General features: G+C 63.1%; 17 protein-coding genes. 8 read left to right on the forward strand and 9 right to left on the reverse strand.

Features of this window, described 5'->3' with window-relative positions:
* Nucleotides 1-3 precede the first annotated feature (3 nt).
* Genes K254_RS0109185 through K254_RS0109205 form a run of 5 tightly spaced genes read right to left on the reverse strand, consistent with a single transcriptional unit; the run spans nt 4 to nt 5,278 of the window.
* Nucleotides 4-384: a RidA family protein gene (locus tag K254_RS0109185; protein ID WP_051389010.1), complete on the reverse strand. Its 381-nt coding sequence runs from the start codon at nt 382-384 to the stop codon at nt 4-6.
* Nucleotides 381-1,124 carry a hypothetical protein gene (locus K254_RS0109190; protein WP_026555116.1) on the reverse strand — a complete coding sequence of 248 codons (744 nt, stop codon included), beginning with the start codon at nt 1,122-1,124 and terminating at the stop codon, nt 381-383. The genes K254_RS0109185 and K254_RS0109190 overlap by 4 nt, the downstream gene beginning before the upstream one ends.
* On the reverse strand, nt 1,117-2,109 hold the full coding sequence (locus K254_RS0109195; protein ID WP_026555117.1) for a membrane dipeptidase: 993 nt from the start codon (nt 2,107-2,109) through the stop codon (nt 1,117-1,119). Before K254_RS0109195 ends, K254_RS0109190 begins: the two co-directional genes overlap by 8 nt.
* Nucleotides 2,106-3,824, reverse strand: a complete 1,719-nt coding sequence (locus K254_RS0109200; protein ID WP_035749163.1) for a hypothetical protein — start codon at nt 3,822-3,824, stop codon at nt 2,106-2,108. The genes K254_RS0109195 and K254_RS0109200 overlap by 4 nt, the downstream gene beginning before the upstream one ends.
* Nucleotides 3,825-3,826: 2 nt before the next feature.
* The gene (locus K254_RS0109205; protein ID WP_026555119.1) at nt 3,827-5,278 is read right to left on the reverse strand and encodes an aldehyde dehydrogenase family protein; all 1,452 of its coding nucleotides are present in this window, start codon (nt 5,276-5,278) and stop codon (nt 3,827-3,829) included.
* 128 nt (nt 5,279-5,406) lie between these two features.
* Between K254_RS0109205 and K254_RS0109210 the strand changes: the two genes are divergently transcribed.
* Nucleotides 5,407-6,306, forward strand: a complete 900-nt coding sequence (locus K254_RS0109210; protein WP_026555120.1) for a LysR family transcriptional regulator — start codon at nt 5,407-5,409, stop codon at nt 6,304-6,306.
* A 222-nt stretch (nt 6,307-6,528) separates the two neighbouring features.
* Nucleotides 6,529-7,494 (forward strand): acyl-CoA thioesterase, encoded by a 966-nt coding sequence (locus K254_RS0109215; protein WP_026555121.1) that lies wholly within the window; start codon nt 6,529-6,531, stop codon nt 7,492-7,494.
* A 94-nt stretch (nt 7,495-7,588) separates the two neighbouring features.
* On the opposite strand, the gene K254_RS0109220 is transcribed toward K254_RS0109215, so the two are convergent.
* Both K254_RS0109220 and K254_RS22585 read right to left on the reverse strand, forming a co-directional pair.
* Nucleotides 7,589-8,737, reverse strand: coding sequence for an adenosine deaminase (locus K254_RS0109220; protein WP_026555122.1), 1,149 nt, complete (start codon nt 8,735-8,737; stop codon nt 7,589-7,591).
* Between the two features lie 91 nt (nt 8,738-8,828).
* Nucleotides 8,829-9,809, reverse strand: coding sequence for a LacI family DNA-binding transcriptional regulator (locus K254_RS22585; protein WP_035749165.1), 981 nt, complete (start codon nt 9,807-9,809; stop codon nt 8,829-8,831).
* A 172-nt stretch (nt 9,810-9,981) separates the two neighbouring features.
* On the opposite strand from K254_RS22585, the gene K254_RS22590 reads away from it, so the two are divergent.
* From K254_RS22590 to K254_RS0109250, 5 genes are all read left to right on the forward strand, one after another.
* The gene (locus tag K254_RS22590; RefSeq protein WP_196810900.1) at nt 9,982-11,283 is read left to right on the forward strand and encodes a sugar ABC transporter substrate-binding protein; all 1,302 of its coding nucleotides are present in this window, start codon (nt 9,982-9,984) and stop codon (nt 11,281-11,283) included.
* 134 nt (nt 11,284-11,417) lie between these two features.
* The gene (locus K254_RS0109235) at nt 11,418-12,236 is read left to right on the forward strand and encodes a carbohydrate ABC transporter permease (protein ID WP_196810901.1); all 819 of its coding nucleotides are present in this window, start codon (nt 11,418-11,420) and stop codon (nt 12,234-12,236) included.
* Complete coding sequence (locus K254_RS0109240; protein ID WP_026555124.1) at nt 12,233-13,096, forward strand: carbohydrate ABC transporter permease; 864 nt, start codon at nt 12,233-12,235, stop codon at nt 13,094-13,096. The genes K254_RS0109235 and K254_RS0109240 overlap by 4 nt, the downstream gene beginning before the upstream one ends.
* A gap of 65 nt (nt 13,097-13,161) precedes the next feature.
* Nucleotides 13,162-14,070, forward strand: a complete 909-nt coding sequence (locus K254_RS22595) for a nucleoside hydrolase (RefSeq protein WP_035749167.1) — start codon at nt 13,162-13,164, stop codon at nt 14,068-14,070.
* Nucleotides 14,071-14,182: 112 nt separating this feature from the next.
* The gene (locus tag K254_RS0109250; RefSeq protein ID WP_026555125.1) at nt 14,183-15,145 is read left to right on the forward strand and encodes a ribokinase; all 963 of its coding nucleotides are present in this window, start codon (nt 14,183-14,185) and stop codon (nt 15,143-15,145) included.
* 179 nt (nt 15,146-15,324) lie between these two features.
* Here K254_RS0109250 and K254_RS0109255 read toward each other — a convergent pair whose 3' ends face one another.
* Entirely contained in the window at nt 15,325-15,603 is a 279-nt protein-coding gene (locus K254_RS0109255) for a hypothetical protein (protein ID WP_026555126.1), read from the reverse strand.
* 143 nt (nt 15,604-15,746) lie between these two features.
* On the opposite strand from K254_RS0109255, the gene K254_RS0109260 reads away from it, so the two are divergent.
* On the forward strand, nt 15,747-16,532 hold the full coding sequence (locus tag K254_RS0109260) for an isocitrate lyase/PEP mutase family protein (protein WP_026555127.1): 786 nt from the start codon (nt 15,747-15,749) through the stop codon (nt 16,530-16,532).
* 20 nt (nt 16,533-16,552) lie between these two features.
* On the opposite strand, the gene K254_RS0109265 is transcribed toward K254_RS0109260, so the two are convergent.
* Nucleotides 16,553-17,464 carry an MSMEG_6728 family protein gene (locus K254_RS0109265; RefSeq protein ID WP_026555128.1) on the reverse strand — a complete coding sequence of 304 codons (912 nt, stop codon included), beginning with the start codon at nt 17,462-17,464 and terminating at the stop codon, nt 16,553-16,555.
* Between the last annotated feature and the right edge of the window lie 242 nt (nt 17,465-17,706).

Raw genomic sequence — 17,706 nt, forward strand, 5'->3', positions numbered from 1 at the left:
CGGTCAGGCTGTTACGGCTGCGACGGCATCAATTTCGATGCGCTTCTCGCCACGGAAACGCGCAACCTGCACGGTGGTCCGGGGAGGCAGGGGATGGCCGCTGAGCCTGGTGAGGTAGGCGGCGTTGTAGTCCTCGAACTCGTCCAGATCCGCGAGGTACACGGTGAGCTTGAGGAGGCTGGATAAGTCTGAACGAGCGGCCAACAGCGCCCGCTCCAGGTTGTCGAAGGCTTGAATGACCTGCCCTGCGATATCGGCAGGGCACAATCCATCGGGACGGGTGGGCACCTGCCCGCAGAGAAAGATGATGCCTCCGACGGCGGCAGTGGCCGAGTAGGGCCGGGGTTTGCCGTCGGTGAACTGGGTGCGCTCGATGGTGCTCATTGGTCCGCCATCAGGTAGTTCCGGGAGAGCTGGTATATGCGGTGCCATTCTTCTTCACGTACTTTCAAGGGTTTTTGGGAGATGCCGGCGTCCAGGTGGACCAACTCGGTGGTGCCAGGCAGAACGACGATGACCGTGTCGTTCCCGTCCAAGGTGGGCAGCAGCGACGAGGCAATGGCGTCGGCGGGCGGCTCTGTTGCCGAGGCGACTGCACCGTTCTGGACGGTGAGGTATTCCGTGCTGCCGCCGCCGTCGGTGGCCGCGGCGTTGGAGATGGCGACAATGATGGTGCGCTGCAGGCTTGCGCTGCGGCGCAGGAGAAGGTCGTTCCACAGTTGGCGCGGGATTCCGGAAGCCGTGGTTCGTGCCACGCGCACTTCGCCGGCGCTGCCACTGGCGGCCAGGTCAATGAGCTGCATCGCTGAACGCAGTGCCGGCTGTTGCGGGCAGTCCAGTTCGAGGACGCTGACACCGGCCCACGACGTCGATCTGGTGCCGGCGGCCCTCATGGACTGGGCCCAGCCCGCATCGATCAGTTGTTCCAGAAGGGCAAGCCCGTTCTGCGAGTCGGCTTCGGCCCGCAGAACGGCTAGTCCCCCTTCCCGGGCTTCGGCAGGGTCCGCGCCCGCGGCGCACAGCGCGCGGAAGGCTGATTCGGTGATCTCGCGGGGCTGGACGGAGGCGAAGGCGCTCCCCTGCACACCGGCTGTGCCCGCGGCCAGGGTGTTGGTGTCAGACATGGGCTTTCTCTTTCGTGTTGTCCATGACCTCGGCGAAGAGGCGGCTGAAGTTGCCGCCCAGAACCGCGGCGATGGTGTCGTCCGTGAGACCTGCGGCGATGAGCCCGTCGGTCAGACGGGGAAAGTCTTCGGGCCCGGTGAACCAGTTGGGCCAGGTGGGCCACGTGGGCGCATGTTCCGGTGCCGTGGGCTGCCAGCGTCCGTTGCGGAGCCAGCCGACGAATTCGTGGTCCCAGCCGCGGGTGCAGTCGCTGCCCAGGCCGACGTGGGAGGGCCCGTACTGGTCCACCATGCGCGAGACCATGGCGGCGAAGCCCTCGATGGTCACGTGTTCGCCGCCGCTGACGGTTGGGTAAAGGCAGCAGCCGATGACTCCCCCGCGGTCAACCATCGGTTGGATCACGTCGTGGGGTTTGTTCCGGGGTGTATCGAAGAACCAGAGCGGGTTGGAATGGGTGATCGCCACGGGGACGGTGGAGGCCTCGATCGCTTCGCGACTGGTCCGGTATCCAACGTGGGAGAGGTCGATGAGCATCCCGACACGGTTCATCTCCGCCACAACGACACGGCCGTATCGGGTGAGTCCGGCGTCCTCGGCTTCGAAACAGCCGCCACCGACCAGGTTCTGGTTGTTATAGGTCAGCTGGGCTATGCGGACGCCAAGCCGGTGGAAGAGTTCCACATACCGGTAGTCGTCTTCAAAGGGGCTGGTGTTCTGGAACCCGAGAAAGACGGCGATTCTGTTTTGCTGTTTGGCGGCTTCGATGTCAGCGCCGCTGGTGGCGAGGAAGAAGAGATCCGGGTTGCGGTTGGCCAGTTCGAGCCATTGGGCTATGGACCGGATGGTTTCACTGGCGGTTTCCCAGACGGCGCAGGTGGCGTTGACGGCGCTGACGCCGCCCGTGCGTAGTTCCTCCAGGACCGGTCGGCTCCAGTTGCTGATCTGCAGGCCGTCAACGACGGTTGCCTGCCGGTGGACGCTCATGCGTTCCCTCCTTCGGGAGCCAGTGGAAAGAGCCAGTCGTCATCGTCGGTTCCGTTCAGGATGTCCGCCACACGCGGTGCTCCGCTGAACAGGGTGACGCGGACCCAGTCGGTTGACTGGGGGCTGAAGTTGTTCATCCCGTAGGTGGCCAACTGGAAGCGTTGGGTGCTCAGCGGCAGGAATTCCGCATCCAGAAGGTTGTCGCGCAGTTCGCCGTATTGGTAGCACCGGGTCTGCTGGATCCGTTCGACGGCGAACCGGTGGCACGGATGTGCCAGCAGGAGTTCGGCCACGCTGGCCTCGGCGGGGAGCCCCGCCAAATCGGTGGCCAGAGCGTTGATGCGGCGTGCGATGTCGGTGCAGTGCTCCACAGTGCCGGCGGCCAGCCTTGCCCGCTGCGCCCGGCGCGGTTCCTCGCTGTCGGCGGAGGAGTACCAGTAGTAGCTGGAGCGTTCCGGCGTGGCAAAGTCATAGCTTCGCGCCCAGCCATAGTTCTGTTGCAGAAGCTCCCGCAGTTCACGGCAGCCCATGGCGGGGTTGAAGGGTGGCGAACCTGGCACAGTGAGCAGGGCTTCGGCTTCCTGATCAAAGTCTGTCTGGAGTTCGACGACGATCGAGGCGAAGATGCCGCGGACTTCCGGGCTGAGTGCGGCCGCCATGGCGTGCAGACGGGCCAGCACCGGGGCGGACTCCTGGCTGGATGCCATGTACGCCTGGAGTTCCGAGCGAAGCTGGTGGAGTTGGGGCCTGATCAAGTCCGTCGAGAGGAACGGGACCGTCTTGAGGTCGGACTTTTCCGCAAGATGCCGGTCCGCCCTCTCAAACAGGTCAACGATCCGGACCAAGTCCGGGTGGCCCGGCGCGTAGCTGGCGGCAAGCCCTGCCATCAGGGGAACCTCCCGAAGCCGGCACCAGGCATCAAGGTAGCCGGGGTGGTTGACGAGGAAGGGGACCATGCCCAGGCCTGTGGCGTTGCCCAACCCGAAGTACTTGGCCCAGGCCGCATCCAAGGGAACGGCCACGGTGCCGGCTGCCAGCGCCTTGGCTCCGGCAACGTGCTCCACCAGCTCCATGCTGAGCTCGCGCAGCAGCCAGGCCGCGAGCATCTGGGAACGGTAGGGGACGGACAGCGGGTGGCCGGCCGGGATGTTGGCCAGTTCCTTGAGCCCGAATTTGCCGTTGCCGTAGAACGCGGTGCTCCGGATCAGGTAGGGACTGGGGCCGATCTTGTCGACGTCGGGCTGGGTCCCTGTGGAGAGGCAGTCGCTGACGTAGTCGAAGAAGCGGGCGCTGCGGTTGGCCCGCGTCATGATGATCGTTTCCGGGTCGGTGCGGCCTTGTTCCTGGAACGGGACATTGCGGCGGAGGTCGGCTTCGCGCTCCGGCGTCAATTCGCCGTCGACGAGGGCGGCCGTGATGTCCCAGGACTTGGCGATGACCCGGTCGGTGCGATCACTTTCTTCCAAGACCTGGCAGAAGGCGATGAAGTTCAGCTCGAAGCCCTCGGCATTGACCGTGTACACGGCGGTCCCCCGTCCCAGCTCGTCGAGATCCAGCCGGGTCTTGGCCACCGTCCAACGGTGTGCGGCCGCGCGGCGGAGCATGGTGCGGGCAAAGCTGTGCCGGGTGGCCCAGGCACCGTTCATGTCGGCGCCGGAGAGCACTTCCTCCGGAGACCGGAGCTCGTGCACGGTTCGTTCATCCTGAAGCATCATGATCATGCCTTCTCGGGGGCCAGGCGCAGGTAGGCGGTCTTTTCGTGGGTGAAGAATGCCGCGGCGACGGCACTGTTCTGCTCCCGGGGGCCGGCGAATGTTGAGTCCTTCATGCCGCCGAAGGGGGCATGAAGCTCGGATCCGGTCGAGGGAGCATTGACCTTTACGAGGCCTGCATCAAGATATGTGACGCACTGCCGGGCGGCGCGCTCATCGCTGGTGAATACCGCGGCTGTGAGGCCGAAAGCAGTGTCATTGGCCAACGCGATGGCTTCGTCAAGGGTGGCTGCCCGAAGCACTGTGACAACTGGACCAAAGACCTCTTCGCGGCAGATCGTCATCGAGGCCGGCCCGGTCAGCACCGTGGGTCGGACGTAGTACCCCTCCGAGGCAGGCGCAGGAGCCTGGGCAAGAATTTCCCCGCCTTCGCTGATGGCCTGTTCGATCGCGGCATTGATTTCATCGCGGGCGGAGGCGGAGACAACCGGGCCGATCTGCACCGACGGGTCCGTGCCCGGGCCCAGCACCAGTGCGGAGACCTTCTCCTTCACCCGCTCCAGGAACGCCTCGTGGCCGCCGCCGACCAAAATGATCCGCCGGGTGGCCGTGCACTTCTGCCCCGTGGAACCCATCGCGGCATTGACAGCGCTGGACGCGGCCAGTTCGACGTCGGCATCGGGCAGGACAAGCGTGGCGTTGTGTCCACCCAGTTCCATCTGCAGTTTCGCACCACGTCCACAAACAATCCCCCGGATATGGTGGCCCACCGGAACGGATCCGGTAAACGTCACGCCCGCAACGCTCGGCTGGGAAACGAGTTCAGAGCCCAGCGGACCGGGGCCAAGGAGCAGGTTCGCGGCACCGGCCGGAACACCGGCGTCGGCCAGAATGTCCATCAGCAGGACCGACACTCCAGGGGTGTGGCTTGCGGACTTCCAGACCACCGTGTTGCCGTGCAGCAATGCCGGTGCGATCTTCCACGCCGGGATCTGCAGCGGGAAATTCCAAGGCGTGATCACCCCTACGATGCCCAGCGGGCGCCGCACCGTGAGGATCCGCTCATCAGGGTGGCTCGAGGGGTATTCGGTGCCGATGGGATTCCGGGCCGAGCCCGCGTGGTAGTCGAACGTATCGGCCGAGGCGTCCACCTCCATCCTCGACTCAGCCAGCGTCTTGCCGTGCTCGTCCGTCATGACCCGGGCAATCTCTTCGGCCCGTTCCCGGATCAGGGCTGCCGCAGCCGAGAGGATCCGGCCCCTGGCCAGAATCCCCAGGCTGTCCCACGCAGGGGCGGCGGCGGCGGCCGCCTGAATCGCCTGCGCCAGCTCCTTGGAACCGGCCTGGTGGTAGGTGGTGACCGCTTCCCCCGGTGCCGACGGGTTGAACCGGGACGTAGCGTCACCGCTTCCTTCAACCCAACTGCCGTTGATGAAGCTACTGGCGGGCTTGGTCATGACGGGCATTCTGGAACCTCTTAGTGTTTGTCGATCTGTGATTGTCCTCACCATCAACGGTAGACCCGGATCACATCCCAAAGAAGTATTCATTTGACTCGCATCAATATGTGTTTAGTCTTGTTCGTATGAACCTTCGCCGACTGGAGCTGTTCGTTGCCGTGGCCGAAGAACTGCACTTCAACCGTGCGGCCGAACGGCTCCACATGGCCCAGCCACCCCTCAGCCAGCAGATCCGCAAACTGGAAGAGGAATGCAAAACCCAACTGTTCGTGCGCAACTCCCGCAACGTGCAGCTCACCGCCGACGGCGAACTGCTCCTGACACACGCCAGGAAAATCCTGGGCCAATTTGGGGCCATGACCGCGGCACTTCGGCAGTCCCGGGACGGCGAAATCGGCAGGCTTCGTCTGGGGTTCGTCTCATCGGCGGCAATTTCGGCCCTTCCACCGGTGGTTCGGGAACTCCGATCGCAATGGCCCGGCATCGACCTCGAGCTCCGCGAGGAAACCACCGACGCGCAGATAGTCCTTATTGCCGCCGGAGCGCTGGATGTCGGAATCGCCCGCGAAGTCCGCGCTGTGCCGGGCCTGAAGGCCACGCTCCTGCAAAATGAACGACTCGTACTGGCCGTTCCTGCGGACCACCGGCTGGCTCCCCGGCACTCGGTCGCGCTTGGCGAGCTGAAGGGCGAGAGGTTCATTGCCTTCCCGCGCGACCGGATCTCACGGCTTTTCGACCACATCGCCGCATTGCTCCACGCCGCCGACGTCGACTTCGATCTTGCGCAGCAGGCCGTCCAGTTTCCGACCATCCTTGGGCTGGTGGCCGCGCACTTGGGGATCGCGGTCGTCCCCGAGTCCCTTCGGGCCTTCGCTATCCCCGGCATTGCCTATCTGGACATCCAGGACACCAGCGCGGTCTCCCGCGTCAGCCTGATCTGCAGCCAGGACATGGCTGACTCGCCCCTCGTCGCCAAGGTCAAGGAAGCCTGCCGGCAAACAATGGGGATCCCCGACCCTGATTAGCTCAGGGGACGAAAGGTGTCTGTGACGTCGTCGAACATTCGCCGCCACGATACGCATCGCCCAGATGCGTTGACTAAGGCACCCTCACGGCGGCAGGTTGATCGACTTGGGGCGTGGATTGGCCACCAGCTGCCGGTCGCGTTGTTGTCGACTATGACGGCAGAAGCAGCGTTTGCGACCCGCAGGCAGCTGGCCGTTCCACCGCGTCGATAAACTCATTTCATGAGTGAGACTGCCGCCAATTCCGTGACTCTTCGTTTCCTTGCCGCCCCCACCGACGTCGGACACAGCGGCTCGGTGGATGCCGGCACTGTGCTGGAGTGGGTGGACAAGGCAGCCTATGCCGCTGCGGTGGGCTGGGCTAAGTCCTACTGTGTGACGGCCTATGTGGGGAACATCCACTTTGCGGACCCTGTCAACAGTGGCGACATGGTGGAGGTCGAGGCAACCATTGTCTACACCGGCCGGTCGTCGATGCATATTCGCACCGTGGTGTCCTCGGGCGACCCCAGGGGTGGAGTCCCCACGATGCGCAGTCAGTGTGTGGTGATATTCGTGGCCGTGGGCGAGGATGGGAAACCCGTCCCGGTGACGCCGTTTGAACCTGCCACGCCGGAGCAGATTCGACAGCGCGATGACGCTGTGGCCCGGATCAAGGTCCGGGAAGAGATCGTGGCGGCCATGAAGGCCCAGGAATACACCGATGCGGGAACCGCCGAGCGCGTGGTCCTAAGATTCATGGCTTCCCCCACGGACGTGAACTGGGGTGGAAAGGTCCACGGCGGCATCGTGATGAAGTGGATCGATGAAGCCGCGTATGTGTGCGCATCACGTTACTGCGGCAGCGACACCGTGGCGGTGTTCTCCGGCGGCGTACGGTTCTACCGGCCGCTGCTGATCGGCCATGTGGTGGAAGTCGAGGCCCGCCTGGTCTATACGGGAACAAAGGGCATGCACATCGCGGTCCACGTCCGTTCGGGGGATCCCAAAGGACGGGAGATGAACCTGACCACCTACTGCCTGACCGTGATGGTGACTCGGGACGACGCCGGCAACTCGGTGCCGGTTCCTCCTTGGGTTCCCGTTTCCGATGAGGACAAGCGCCTGCACGACCACGCCCTTGATCTGCTCGAAATCCGCAGCACTGCGCCAGGAAACAGGCTCCCCAACCACCTGCTGCCGGCCTAGAATCCGACGACGGCTGACCAGACGGTTGGACCCGTTTCATTTTTGGACGCTGCCGTCCTCACCAGACCGGATCACTGAGCTTGTGCGTGGGACTTCACAACCGGACGGCTGGTTTGGTGGCGAGTAGTGCGCCGTCGAATCCTGCGCGGATGTCATTTTTGAGTTCTTCGCGTTCGTCCAGGGGTAGGAAGGCTGCTGATGCGGCGTTGAGCTGGAAGGTTTTGATGTCCGCCAGACCATAGTTGAATGCCCGCGCCAGGTGCGCAAGTTCCCGGGTGAGCGTGGTGTTGCTCATGAGTCGGTTGTCAGTGTTCACGGTGACAAGGAAGCCGAGCCGGTACAGCACCTCGAACGGGTGGTCTTTCAGATCGGTGCCCCATGGGGCGATGGCCCCGGTTTGGAGGTTTGAGGAGGGGCTCATCTCCAAGGCGATCTGGCGGTCTTTCACCCATTGGGACAGCTCGCCGAGCAGAAAGCCGGTTCCGGTTTCCTGAGAGTGGGCGGTTATGTCTTCGGCCAGCCGGACACCGTGCCCCAGGCGCAGGGCTCGGCCGTCGAACAGTGCGGAGCGGATGCTCTCCAGTCCGTCACCTTCTCCGGCATGCACGGTGACGGGAAGGAATCCGGCGGCAAGATAGTCAAATGCCTGGGCATGCCGGGAAGCGGGGAACCCTGATTCGGCGCCGGCTATGTCAAAGCCCACCACGCCGTCGTTGCGGTGCCGGACTGCGAGCTCCGCAATCTCGAGTGCCCTGGAATCGTGGCGCATTGCCGCCAGCAGCTGGCCAACTTTGATTTTCCTTCCAGTGCGTGTGATGTCGTCGATTCCAGCCTCAATCCCCTCCTGGACCGCGTCGACGGCCTGGTCAAGGGACAGCCCGCGCCGCAGGTGGTTTTCGGGGGCCCACCGGATTTCGCCGTAGACCACCCCGTCGTGGGCGAGGTCCTGGACGAACTCCTTTGCCACGCGGGCGAGGCTCTGGTGGGTTTGTGTGACGGCTCCGGTGACGTGGAAGGGTTTGAGGTAGTCGGAGAGTGAGCCGGCGTTTGACTGCTCGGCGATCCATGCGCCCAGCTTTGCGCCGTCGGCAAATGGCAGGGCGAGACCCGCCTCGTCCGCGAGTTCAATGATGGTCCCGGGCCGCAGTCCCCCATCGAGGTGGTCGTGGAGCGACACCTTGGGCAGGGGCCTGAGCGCGGCCTCCGCCGCAGCCAAACTGAGTGAGTCGGGGGACGTGTCCATGTTCTGGGTGCTCCTCGCGGTTCTGCTTTTACGAATTGGGGTTTTGCAGCCAACGTCCTGCGGATTGCGCCGGCCGGTCCGGCCTATGCAGCTAGGCCTTGGAAGATTTGCGAACGATCAATTCAAAGTTGAAGATTTCGTTCACAATTGGATCGTCGGCTGTTCTGTCGACGAGAATCTCGACGGCCCGCCGGGCAATGGCTTGGGTGGGCTGGCTGATGGATGAGAGGGGTGGCACAGAGTACGCTCCGGCCTCGGTGCCATCGACGCTCACCACCGCGACATCCTCAGGGACTCGAAGTCCAAGCGAATACGCGGCGAAGAGAACGCCCTGCCCCTGCTCGTCGGTGGTGGCATAGATCGCTCGGGGGGCATCAGGGGAACGAAGCCACTCGATGCTGGCTTCCGCCGCCGCCGCCCGGGAAATCGCAGAGGACCGTTCGGCCACACGAACCGCAGATCCTGCCACGGCACGCGCGAACCCGGCGGCGTGCTGCCGGGTTCCCACAGAGTCCACAGGCCCATTGAGCAATCCAATGCTGGCATAGCCCTGCTCCAGGAGATGGTGGGTGGCAATATAGGCCGCGTGCTCATAGTCGATGGTCAGCGATGACGCGAGCTGGCCCTCGGATAGCGGATGAAGTGCGACCACCGGAAGCCGCGCCAGATGCGCCGCCTTGAGATCAGGTTCGTCAAGAAGCGAGATGAGGATGAGCGAGTCAACCTGACGCTCGATGAACGATTCGATATGGCGACGCTCGTGCTCCGCGACGGTTGCCGAATCGCCAATGAGAAGCAAGTGGTCCCGGGCAGCTGCCGCAACCTCCACCGCCCGCGCAAGCTCGGCGAAGAAGGGGTTTGCAATGTCCGGAACAATAAGTCCGATTGATCTGGTTTTCCCCGCACTCAACGCCCGCGCCAGTGCGTTGGGTTTGTAGTCGAGTTCCCGGGCGGCGCGCAGTACGCGCTCCCTTGCGTCGGCTGACACGGCACGGGGACCGTTGTTGAAAACGTAGCTGACAACCGCATTGGATGTCCCTGCAAGCTTGGCGACGTCTCTGGCTGTTGGCATGGTGTCCTTCCCTTCTGGGCTTCAAAGTCTAACCGCGTAGATCTGTTGATCATACTGGCCTCGGAATTGGGGCGGTCACAAAAGAAATCTCTTGTCAAAGCATTCATCCACGAGTAGTCTAACCGGTTAGATGCTCCAAGGCATCACCCACCACACATCAGAAAGGCTTCCCGTGAAGCGCAAACTTCTCGCAGCGACGTCGCTGCTTGCGGCCGGAGCACTCTTCCTTGCGGGCTGCTCGACGAGCTCCCCAAATTCAGCCCCTGCGATCGGAAGCGAAGGCTCCGGAACTGGAACCGTGAACCTGCTGGGCTCCGAAGATCCCACCACTTTTGCGCCGGTCATTGCCGCGTTCAAAACGAAAAACCCAGACATCACCGTCAAGTACGCCCAGGTGCCCTTTGACCAGTTGAACCCGACCTTGCAGCAACGACTCGGCGCGAAGGACGACACGATCGACCTCTACACAGTCGACCAACCCCGGCTCTCCCAGCTCGCAGCCCAAGGGTTTCTGGAGGACCTTAGCACCCTCAAGGAGCAGACCAAGGCGGCCGTTCCCGACGCGCAATACAGCGTGAATCTGTACCAGGACAAACTGTGGGCTTTGCCGGTGTGGAATTCAACGCAGCTCATGTTTTTCAACAAGAAGTCCCTGGACGCGGCAGGAATTGCCTACCCCTCCATCGACCCGGCACAACGGATGACCTGGGAACAAATCGCCAAGGATGGCAAGGCTGCGCAGGCAGCCGGGACCCAGTTCGGGCTGCTGCTCGAACAAGTTGAGGCCTACTACCAGCTGCAACCGCTCGCGGAATCGCTCGGAGGCGGCTCCGGAATCACCGGCGACAAGATGCTGACCACCGACATCACCAATACTGGCTGGGAGAAGGCCATGCAGTGGTACTCGGATACGTTCTCTTCGGGACTGTCTCCACGGGGTGTGGGCGGATTCCAGACCAGCCCGCTGTTCACCTCAGGCAAGGTGGCGTACTTCGTGGGCGGACCGTGGGACATCGGCAACTTCGCCAAATCAGATATTGACTGGGGTGTGGCCCCAATGCCGTATTTCGCCGGCGGAAGCCAGGCCACGCCCACCGGTTCCTGGTCCTGGGGCATCAACCCGGCATCCAAGAACAAGGCCGCCGCCAAGAAGTTCCTGGAATTCGCTTCCCTTGACCCGGCCGGCAACCTCGCCACCACCGATGCGACGACCATCATCCCCGCCAACACGGCTGCGACCGCCCACTATCTTCCCAAGCTCGAAGCCCTCGGCGGCGCCAAGACCACGGGTCTGGCCAACCTGATCGCCCATGAAAACACCCAGACGGCCACACCTCGACCTGTGAGTGTGGGCTACATCCAGTTCGAAGAACTCATGGGCAAAGCCTTCGCCGACATCCGCAACGGATCACCGGTAGACGAGAGACTCAAGCAGGCCACCCAGCAAATCAACGATGCCTGGAAGCAGCTCTAATAATGGCACCCTCACAAGTATTCGACCGCAGGAAGACTCCAGAGACCACGGCCACGGGCCAAGTTCCGACCACCCGGAGCCGTCGACGACGCGCTTCCCCGTCCCTCATAGCCCTCGCCTTCCTTGCTCCGGCCTTGATCAGCCTTATCGTGTTGAGGATCGCGCCAGCGGCAGTGGCCCTCTGGGAAAGCCTCTTTCGGCAAAGCCTCCTTCAGGGCGGAACAGTCTTCGTCGGCCTTGGCAACTACGGCGATCTTTTTGGCAACGCCGATTTCACCAACGCCCTGCTGGTGACGCTCGTTTTCTCCCTGATCGTGAATCCGCTCCAGATCGGCGCGGCCTTCCTTCTCGCCGTGCTCTATACCAGGAAGGCCGCCGGGGCAAAGATCTGGCGCTCACTGGTCGTTCTGCCGATAGCCGTTCCTCCAGCAGTCTCGGCCGTCGTCTGGAGCGTCATCTACCGGCCTGATGGATTGGGAAATTCCTTCCTTGCGCTCCTGGGCCTGCCCGCCCAACCGTTCCTGACCTCACCGCAGCAGTCTCTGGCCTCCATCATGGTGTTGCTGAGCTGGATCGGCATCGGCTATTGGATGCTCTTCCTGATCGCTGGCATCAACGACGTTCCATCCGAGCTCTACGAAGCGGCCTCCATCGACGGCGCCTCGGCCTGGCGGAAACTTTGGTCGGTGACCTTTCCCCTGGTCCGCCGCCCGCTGGCCTTCGTCCTGGTTGCCGACACGGTCTCCAACTTCCTGATCTTTGCCCCAGTCCAGATCCTCACGAAAGGCGGGCCATCAGGCTCAAGCAACCTGCTCATGTACGACATCTACACTCGGGCCTACACGCTCGGAGACCTCAGCAAGGCCCAAGCAGAAGTGATCATTCTCGTGCTCCTCACACTCATCATCGTTGCCCTGCAGTTCCGGCTCCTTCGCAGCTCTGATGCCGCATGAGCGCGGCAACAGCCCACACCGGCACCCCCAGGCGGCGCACCCTCGCCTACCTCGGATTGAGCGTCTTGGGAGCCTGCATCGGCCTACTGTTTCTCCTCCCCCTGTGGTGGACCTTCGTGAATTCCCTTCGCCCCGGCGGCGATACATTCCGCTACCTGAATCCCTTGCAATGGGAGACGTTCTTCACCGCAACGCCAACGCTGAGCAACTACGCCGCCCTCCTGCACAGCGATCTCGGACTCGCAACCCTAAATTCGGTGATCGTCAGTGCCATCACCGTCGTCGTGGGTTTGGCAATCTGCTCCATGGCAGCGTTTGCCCTGGCAGCCATCCCCTTCCGAGGCAGTGGCGCGGTGTTCATCGTCGTCGTCGTGAGTTTCCTGATCCCCTTCGACGCAATCGCCATCCCCTTGGCGAATCTGTTCCGCGACTGGAACCTCCAAAACACCTATGCCGGGCTGATCCTTCCCGGACTCGGGAACGGCATGGCCATCTTCTTGTTGCGGACCTTTTTCCTCGCCATTCCCAAGGACTTGGTCGAGGCCGGCCGGCTGGACGGATTGGGGTGGTGGGGCATCTTCCGCCGCATCTACCTCCCGCTGTCGGTACCCTCACTGATCGGGGCAGGGCTGACGCTCTTCCTCTTCCAATGGCAGTCATATATGTGGCCGCTGCTGAACGGAACCGACAGCCAGCACATCCTGGGACCGATCGCACTGTCGAACCTGCAGGGGCAATTCAATGTCGACTACGGGGTGATGTTTGCCGGATCCATCGTTCTGACCGTGATTCCGCTGGCCATCATCATCGGATTCCAGCGCTACTTCATCCAGTCCGTCTCCACCACCGGGCTCAAGTAGCCCCAATTGCAGCCACGCCGGCCTGGCGCAGCCATGCCCGGCACACAACCCATAAGGAAGACATCATGAGCGCCCAGCACCGCATCATACTTGACACCGACATCGGATCCGATGTCGACGACGCCCTCGCCCTCGCCCTCATCCTTGGCTCGCCCGAGGCCGAGTTGCTCGCAGTGACTACTGTCTATGGCGACACCCTCCTAAGAGCACGGCTCGCCAAACGCTTCGGTGCACTCGCCGGCCGCACCGTGGACGTATATTGCGGGATCCAGACACCCCGATCGGGGCGCGAAGTGTGGTGGCCCGGGCACGAAGGGTCCCTGCACGATGGACTGGATACGGAAGACATCCACCAGGATGAAGACGCCGTCGCCAACCTCGTGCGCCGAGTCTCGGAACAGCCTGGCGAAATTGACGTCGTCGCCATCGGTCCATTGACCAACATCGCCGCCGCGATCGACGCCGATCCAGCGTTCGAACGGAACGTGCGGCACTTGTGGATCATGGGCGGAGCCTTCGATACGAACGAGCCTGAACACAATTTCCGCAGCGACGACGAAGCGGCACGAGTAGTCTTCGACTCGGCCCTCAACATCACCGTCAGCGGTTTGGAAGTCACGCGCCAAGTGGAAATGGGCCGCGATCAACTGGCCCTCATCGCCGCCGCCGGCCCCCTGGGAGCCGCCCTTGATGCCGACATCCGCCAATGGTGGGCATTTTGGAACGAAGAATGGAATGTGCCGCACGACCCCATCACCGTCCTGACCCTCCTCCGGCCCGATCTCTTCGACCTCTCAACCCCCGGTACAGTCTCCATTGCCATCGGAGGCGAATCCGCCGGGCTGAGTACGTTCACCCCCAATGTCCACGGCAGAGTCCGCCGGGTAACCGGCCTCAATGCAAAATCAGTCGCCGCTGAAATCAGCTCAAGAATCGTCAAGGCCGGCACCTTCCAGCTTCACGAAATTGACTGACTCCGGTGTCCCAAACAACCAGGAAATGGGCGGCGACTGTCGTTCCTTACGCCCACGGATCCAAGATCCTCGATCTGTACTCGGTGACTTTAGAGCTGGAAGAAGACGCACCTTGACCACACACCATGAAACAACCGGAACCATTGTCGTGGTCGGATCAATGAACTCCGACCTGACTGTTCACACCAGCAGACTCCCTGCACCGGGTGAAACCGTCATTGGAGAGGGCATCAGCCGCCGGCCCGGCGGAAAGGGGTCCAATCAGGCCGTCGCCGCTGCGCTCCTCGGAGCATCCGTGCATCTAATCGCATCCGTGGGCGACGATGACGACGGCACCTACCTGAAGAACGCTGCCACGGACTCTGGGGTGCGTACGGACCTTATCAGCATCGAGCCGGGGTGCGGCACCGGGACCGCGCTGATTGTGGTTGACGACTCCGCAGAGAATGTCATCGTCGTTTCCCCGGGTGCCAACGCCCATCTCCGGCCGGGACTGGTCCAGGAGTCCTTGTCCTCTCTGGGCGGGGTTGCCGTCCTGTGCCTGAGCCTTGAAGTCCCCCTTGAGACAGTTGGGATTGCCGCCCGCAACGCTGCTGATCTCGGTGCGACTGTGCTTCTCAACCTGTCGCCCTTTACGACTGAGGCCATCAGCGTGCTGCCGATGATCGACGTAGTGGTCCTTAACGAGTTGGAGGTCCTCGCCGCCGTCGGCATGCACGAGGTTCCGCGGGAGCGCCCCTGGGAATTGATTGGTGCCCTGCTCGGAGAAACCGGAGCCAAGAACGCCGTCGTCACACGCGGTGCCGAGGGTGCCATCGTCCTGGAAGACCTGCAGGCCTGGCCCATCCAGCCTGTTTTTGTTGATGCCACGAGAGTCATCCCCGTGGACACAACCGGTTGTGGAGATGCCTTTGCCGGCGCCCTGGCTGTTGAACTGGCCAAGGGAAGTGCACTGGCCTCCGCAGCACGGTTTGCCGTCACGGTCGCCGCATACGCAGCGACCGGCCATGGGGCACAAAACTCCTACCCCAATCGCGCTCAGCTCCAGGACTGGAATTCACAACTGCAGGTGTAGGACCGGATCTCCCAATGGGGCGATTCAGGTGGTGGGTGCCTGGCAATAATTTTCCGCACCCACCATCCGGAGCATGGATTTGCGGGACGCGTCTTTGACCCGCTATTTTTCTCGGACTTGAACCGCCAAGGTTCTCCTGGTGCAGTCCGATTCCCGTCCCGGGACAGAAGGACGCCAGCTCAAATTGGCGAGCGAAAACTCAGACGTACTGGCCGAACCAGGTAGCCGCTGATATCGGTTCCCCCGGATGGGAACCGTACTGTCGCCGTCAGCAAACCGGTGGCACCCTCGCGTACAGAGAGCGGACTCTTGGCTTCGGGGACCGCCCCGGCTGCAGCCATGCTGCCCATGATGAACGCCACCCGTCGCGTAAAGGTGCGCCGGGTCATGGCACCGGCACGGTAATCATCCAAGAATTCCCCAATCAGATACATCTCAAACTTGCCAAGCTGCGCCATGGGAGGACCTCCTGGATGTGCCGTCAATCCTCCTGATGGGTCAGGCCTCCGGCAAGGGCAGAGCCCCGCCGAGCGCGTCTTCCACCAGCGTTTGTAGACTGGGGACGAATCCACCAATTCGGCTGGCACAGAACGGGAATGACATGGCGACTTTTCGGGAACTCCACCACGGCAGCGCGCCGCTCCTGCTGCCCAATGCCTGGGACGTCGGATCCGCCCTGGCCTTTGCGGCGGCAGGCTACCCCGCCGTCGGTACCACCAGCTTTGGTGTTGCGGCCAGTGCCGGCCAGCCCGACGGCGGCGGGTCCAGCAAGGCGGCTACGGCCGCTTTGGTGGCGCAGCTGTGCCGCCTTCCCGTCCACGTCACGGCGGACATCGAGGACGGCTACTCCGACGACGCCGGAGAGGTTGCCGACTTCGTGGCCAAGCTGGCGGCCCTGGGCATGGCCGGGGTCAATCTAGAAGACAGCGCGGATGGGCATCTGGTGGATCCAGACATCGCCGCCGCCAAAATTGCCGCCATCAAGCGGCTCTCCCCGGGTGTATTCATCAATGCCCGGGTGGACAATTTCTGGTTTGCCGAACAAGCCACAGTGGACGCCGTCCTGCTTCGTGCCCGAACCTATGCCGACGCCGGGGCGGACGGGATCTTTGTCCCGGGGCTAACGGATCCGGAGCACATCCGGAGCATCACCGCAGGGATCGAGCTGCCGGTGAATGTGCTGGCACACCCCTCGTTGACCGTCGCAGAGCTGGGAATGCTGGGTGTCCGGCGAGTGAGCTCCGGCTCCCTGCCGTACCGTGCCGCTGTGGACGCGGCGGTGGACGCTGTCAACGCCCTGCGTGACGGCAGGGAGGTCCCGGCCGCCACGCCCTACTGGGAAATGCAATCGCGGCTTGTGGAGTTCAATCGGGGCAACGGGGGCTGAGCTCAATCACCGGATGCGCGTTACTGCGCGGGGATGGGGAAGAAGACCCGGGGATCCTGGAGCAGGGCGGGGTTGTCGAAGTCCTTGCGGTCGATGATCTGGCTGACTTCGAAGCTGCGGCCAAAGCGGCCGTCGTCGAGCGTGATCGGGCGGCCCAGGACGGTGCCCACGGCGAACCTCGCTCCCCCATCCAACGGAATCAGCACCGTGGTGTTGCCGGGGACGGTCCGGAAGGCCTCGTCCTGGATCAGACGGCCGCGCGTGGGCTTCTTCACCAGCTGCTTGGGGGCCTTGCGGACAGCTTTGGGCACAGGGCGGCGGGAGACAGCCTCGTCGTCGGCCGCGTCGGAGTCATCGGTCTCGGCAACCACCGGCTTGGGCTTGCCCCAGGCCGGCAGTCCGACCTTGTCGATCGTGGCCGGGTCCACGCCGTCGGCCAGCGGTGCACGCAGGACCCAGACGAAGTCGTCGTAGGGATCTTCGGGAATGAACTCGTGCCTAGGCTCGGGCCAGATGAGCTCCAGATCCGTGGGGGTTCCGGCAAAGGCCTCGCCGTAGAAGTGCGCGTCCTGGCGCAGCAGCCTGGAGCGGTGGCTGAGGTGGAAATCCTCTTCGCCCAGCCACGGTGGCATGGGGATCTTGTCCGCATAGCCAGGGTGGGCCGCCTGCGGGGCGAACTCCTTGATGCTGTCCCGGGTGTTGTCCGGGTTGCCGCGCGCGATCCACTCGTCAGCCATGGCCAGGGCGTATTTGGTAAGCGCCGGAACGTAGCCCATCCACATGCGGATGGCGGGGTGCGACTGCCGGCCGTACCCGGGGATCACCAGCGCACGAAGGATCTGCAGCGCTTCAACACGCTGCTTGCCGAGCCTGGTGGTGTCCAGTGCCGCGGCGCTCTGCTGGAAATCGGGGTATGGGAGGTAAGTCTGCATCCATTCAGTCTGACGCCCCGCGACCGCTGTGCCAATTGCGGGGCCGTTTCAGCGGTGGAGACTTCCCACACAGACCCGCGGATGGGCTCGGAATCGCGCGGTTGCAACCGCCTCCCAGAGCCACATCGCCGAAAGTCAAATCATCACTTCCGCATTGTGGAAATCAAATACCCTATTGCGGAATCAACGGTTAATTACCTACAGTTGTGTTCTACCTCACGCTGAGGTGAGGAACTACAAGA

The sequence above is a fragment of the Arthrobacter sp. 35W genome (assembly GCF_000482545.1).
Classification (GTDB): Bacteria; Actinomycetota; Actinomycetes; order Actinomycetales; family Micrococcaceae; genus Specibacter.

Bases quoted from the DNA above. Each gene is read 5' to 3' on its own strand.
- K254_RS0109200 (WP_035749163.1), bottom strand. From the start codon at position 3,824: ATGATGCTTCAGGATGAACGAACCGTGCACGAGCTCCGGTCTCCGGAG.
- K254_RS0109205 (WP_026555119.1), bottom strand. From the start codon at position 5,278: ATGACCAAGCCCGCCAGTAGCTTCATCAACGGCAGTTGGGTTGAAGGA.
- K254_RS0109210 (WP_026555120.1), top strand. From the start codon at position 5,407: ATGAACCTTCGCCGACTGGAGCTGTTCGTTGCCGTGGCCGAAGAACTG.
- K254_RS22595 (WP_035749167.1), top strand. From the start codon at position 13,162: ATGAGCGCCCAGCACCGCATCATACTTGACACCGACATCGGATCCGAT.
- K254_RS0109220 (WP_026555122.1), bottom strand. From the start codon at position 8,737: ATGGACACGTCCCCCGACTCACTCAGTTTGGCTGCGGCGGAGGCCGCG.
- K254_RS0109240 (WP_026555124.1), top strand. From the start codon at position 12,233: ATGAGCGCGGCAACAGCCCACACCGGCACCCCCAGGCGGCGCACCCTC.
- K254_RS0109265 (WP_026555128.1), bottom strand. From the start codon at position 17,464: ATGCAGACTTACCTCCCATACCCCGATTTCCAGCAGAGCGCCGCGGCA.
- K254_RS0109195 (WP_026555117.1), bottom strand. From the start codon at position 2,109: ATGAGCGTCCACCGGCAGGCAACCGTCGTTGACGGCCTGCAGATCAGC.
- K254_RS22585 (WP_035749165.1), bottom strand. From the start codon at position 9,809: ATGCCAACAGCCAGAGACGTCGCCAAGCTTGCAGGGACATCCAATGCG.
- K254_RS0109185 (WP_051389010.1), bottom strand. From the start codon at position 384: ATGAGCACCATCGAGCGCACCCAGTTCACCGACGGCAAACCCCGGCCC.
- K254_RS0109190 (WP_026555116.1), bottom strand. From the start codon at position 1,124: ATGTCTGACACCAACACCCTGGCCGCGGGCACAGCCGGTGTGCAGGGG.
- K254_RS0109255 (WP_026555126.1), bottom strand. From the start codon at position 15,603: ATGGCGCAGCTTGGCAAGTTTGAGATGTATCTGATTGGGGAATTCTTG.
- K254_RS0109215 (WP_026555121.1), top strand. From the start codon at position 6,529: ATGAGTGAGACTGCCGCCAATTCCGTGACTCTTCGTTTCCTTGCCGCC.
- K254_RS0109260 (WP_026555127.1), top strand. From the start codon at position 15,747: ATGGCGACTTTTCGGGAACTCCACCACGGCAGCGCGCCGCTCCTGCTG.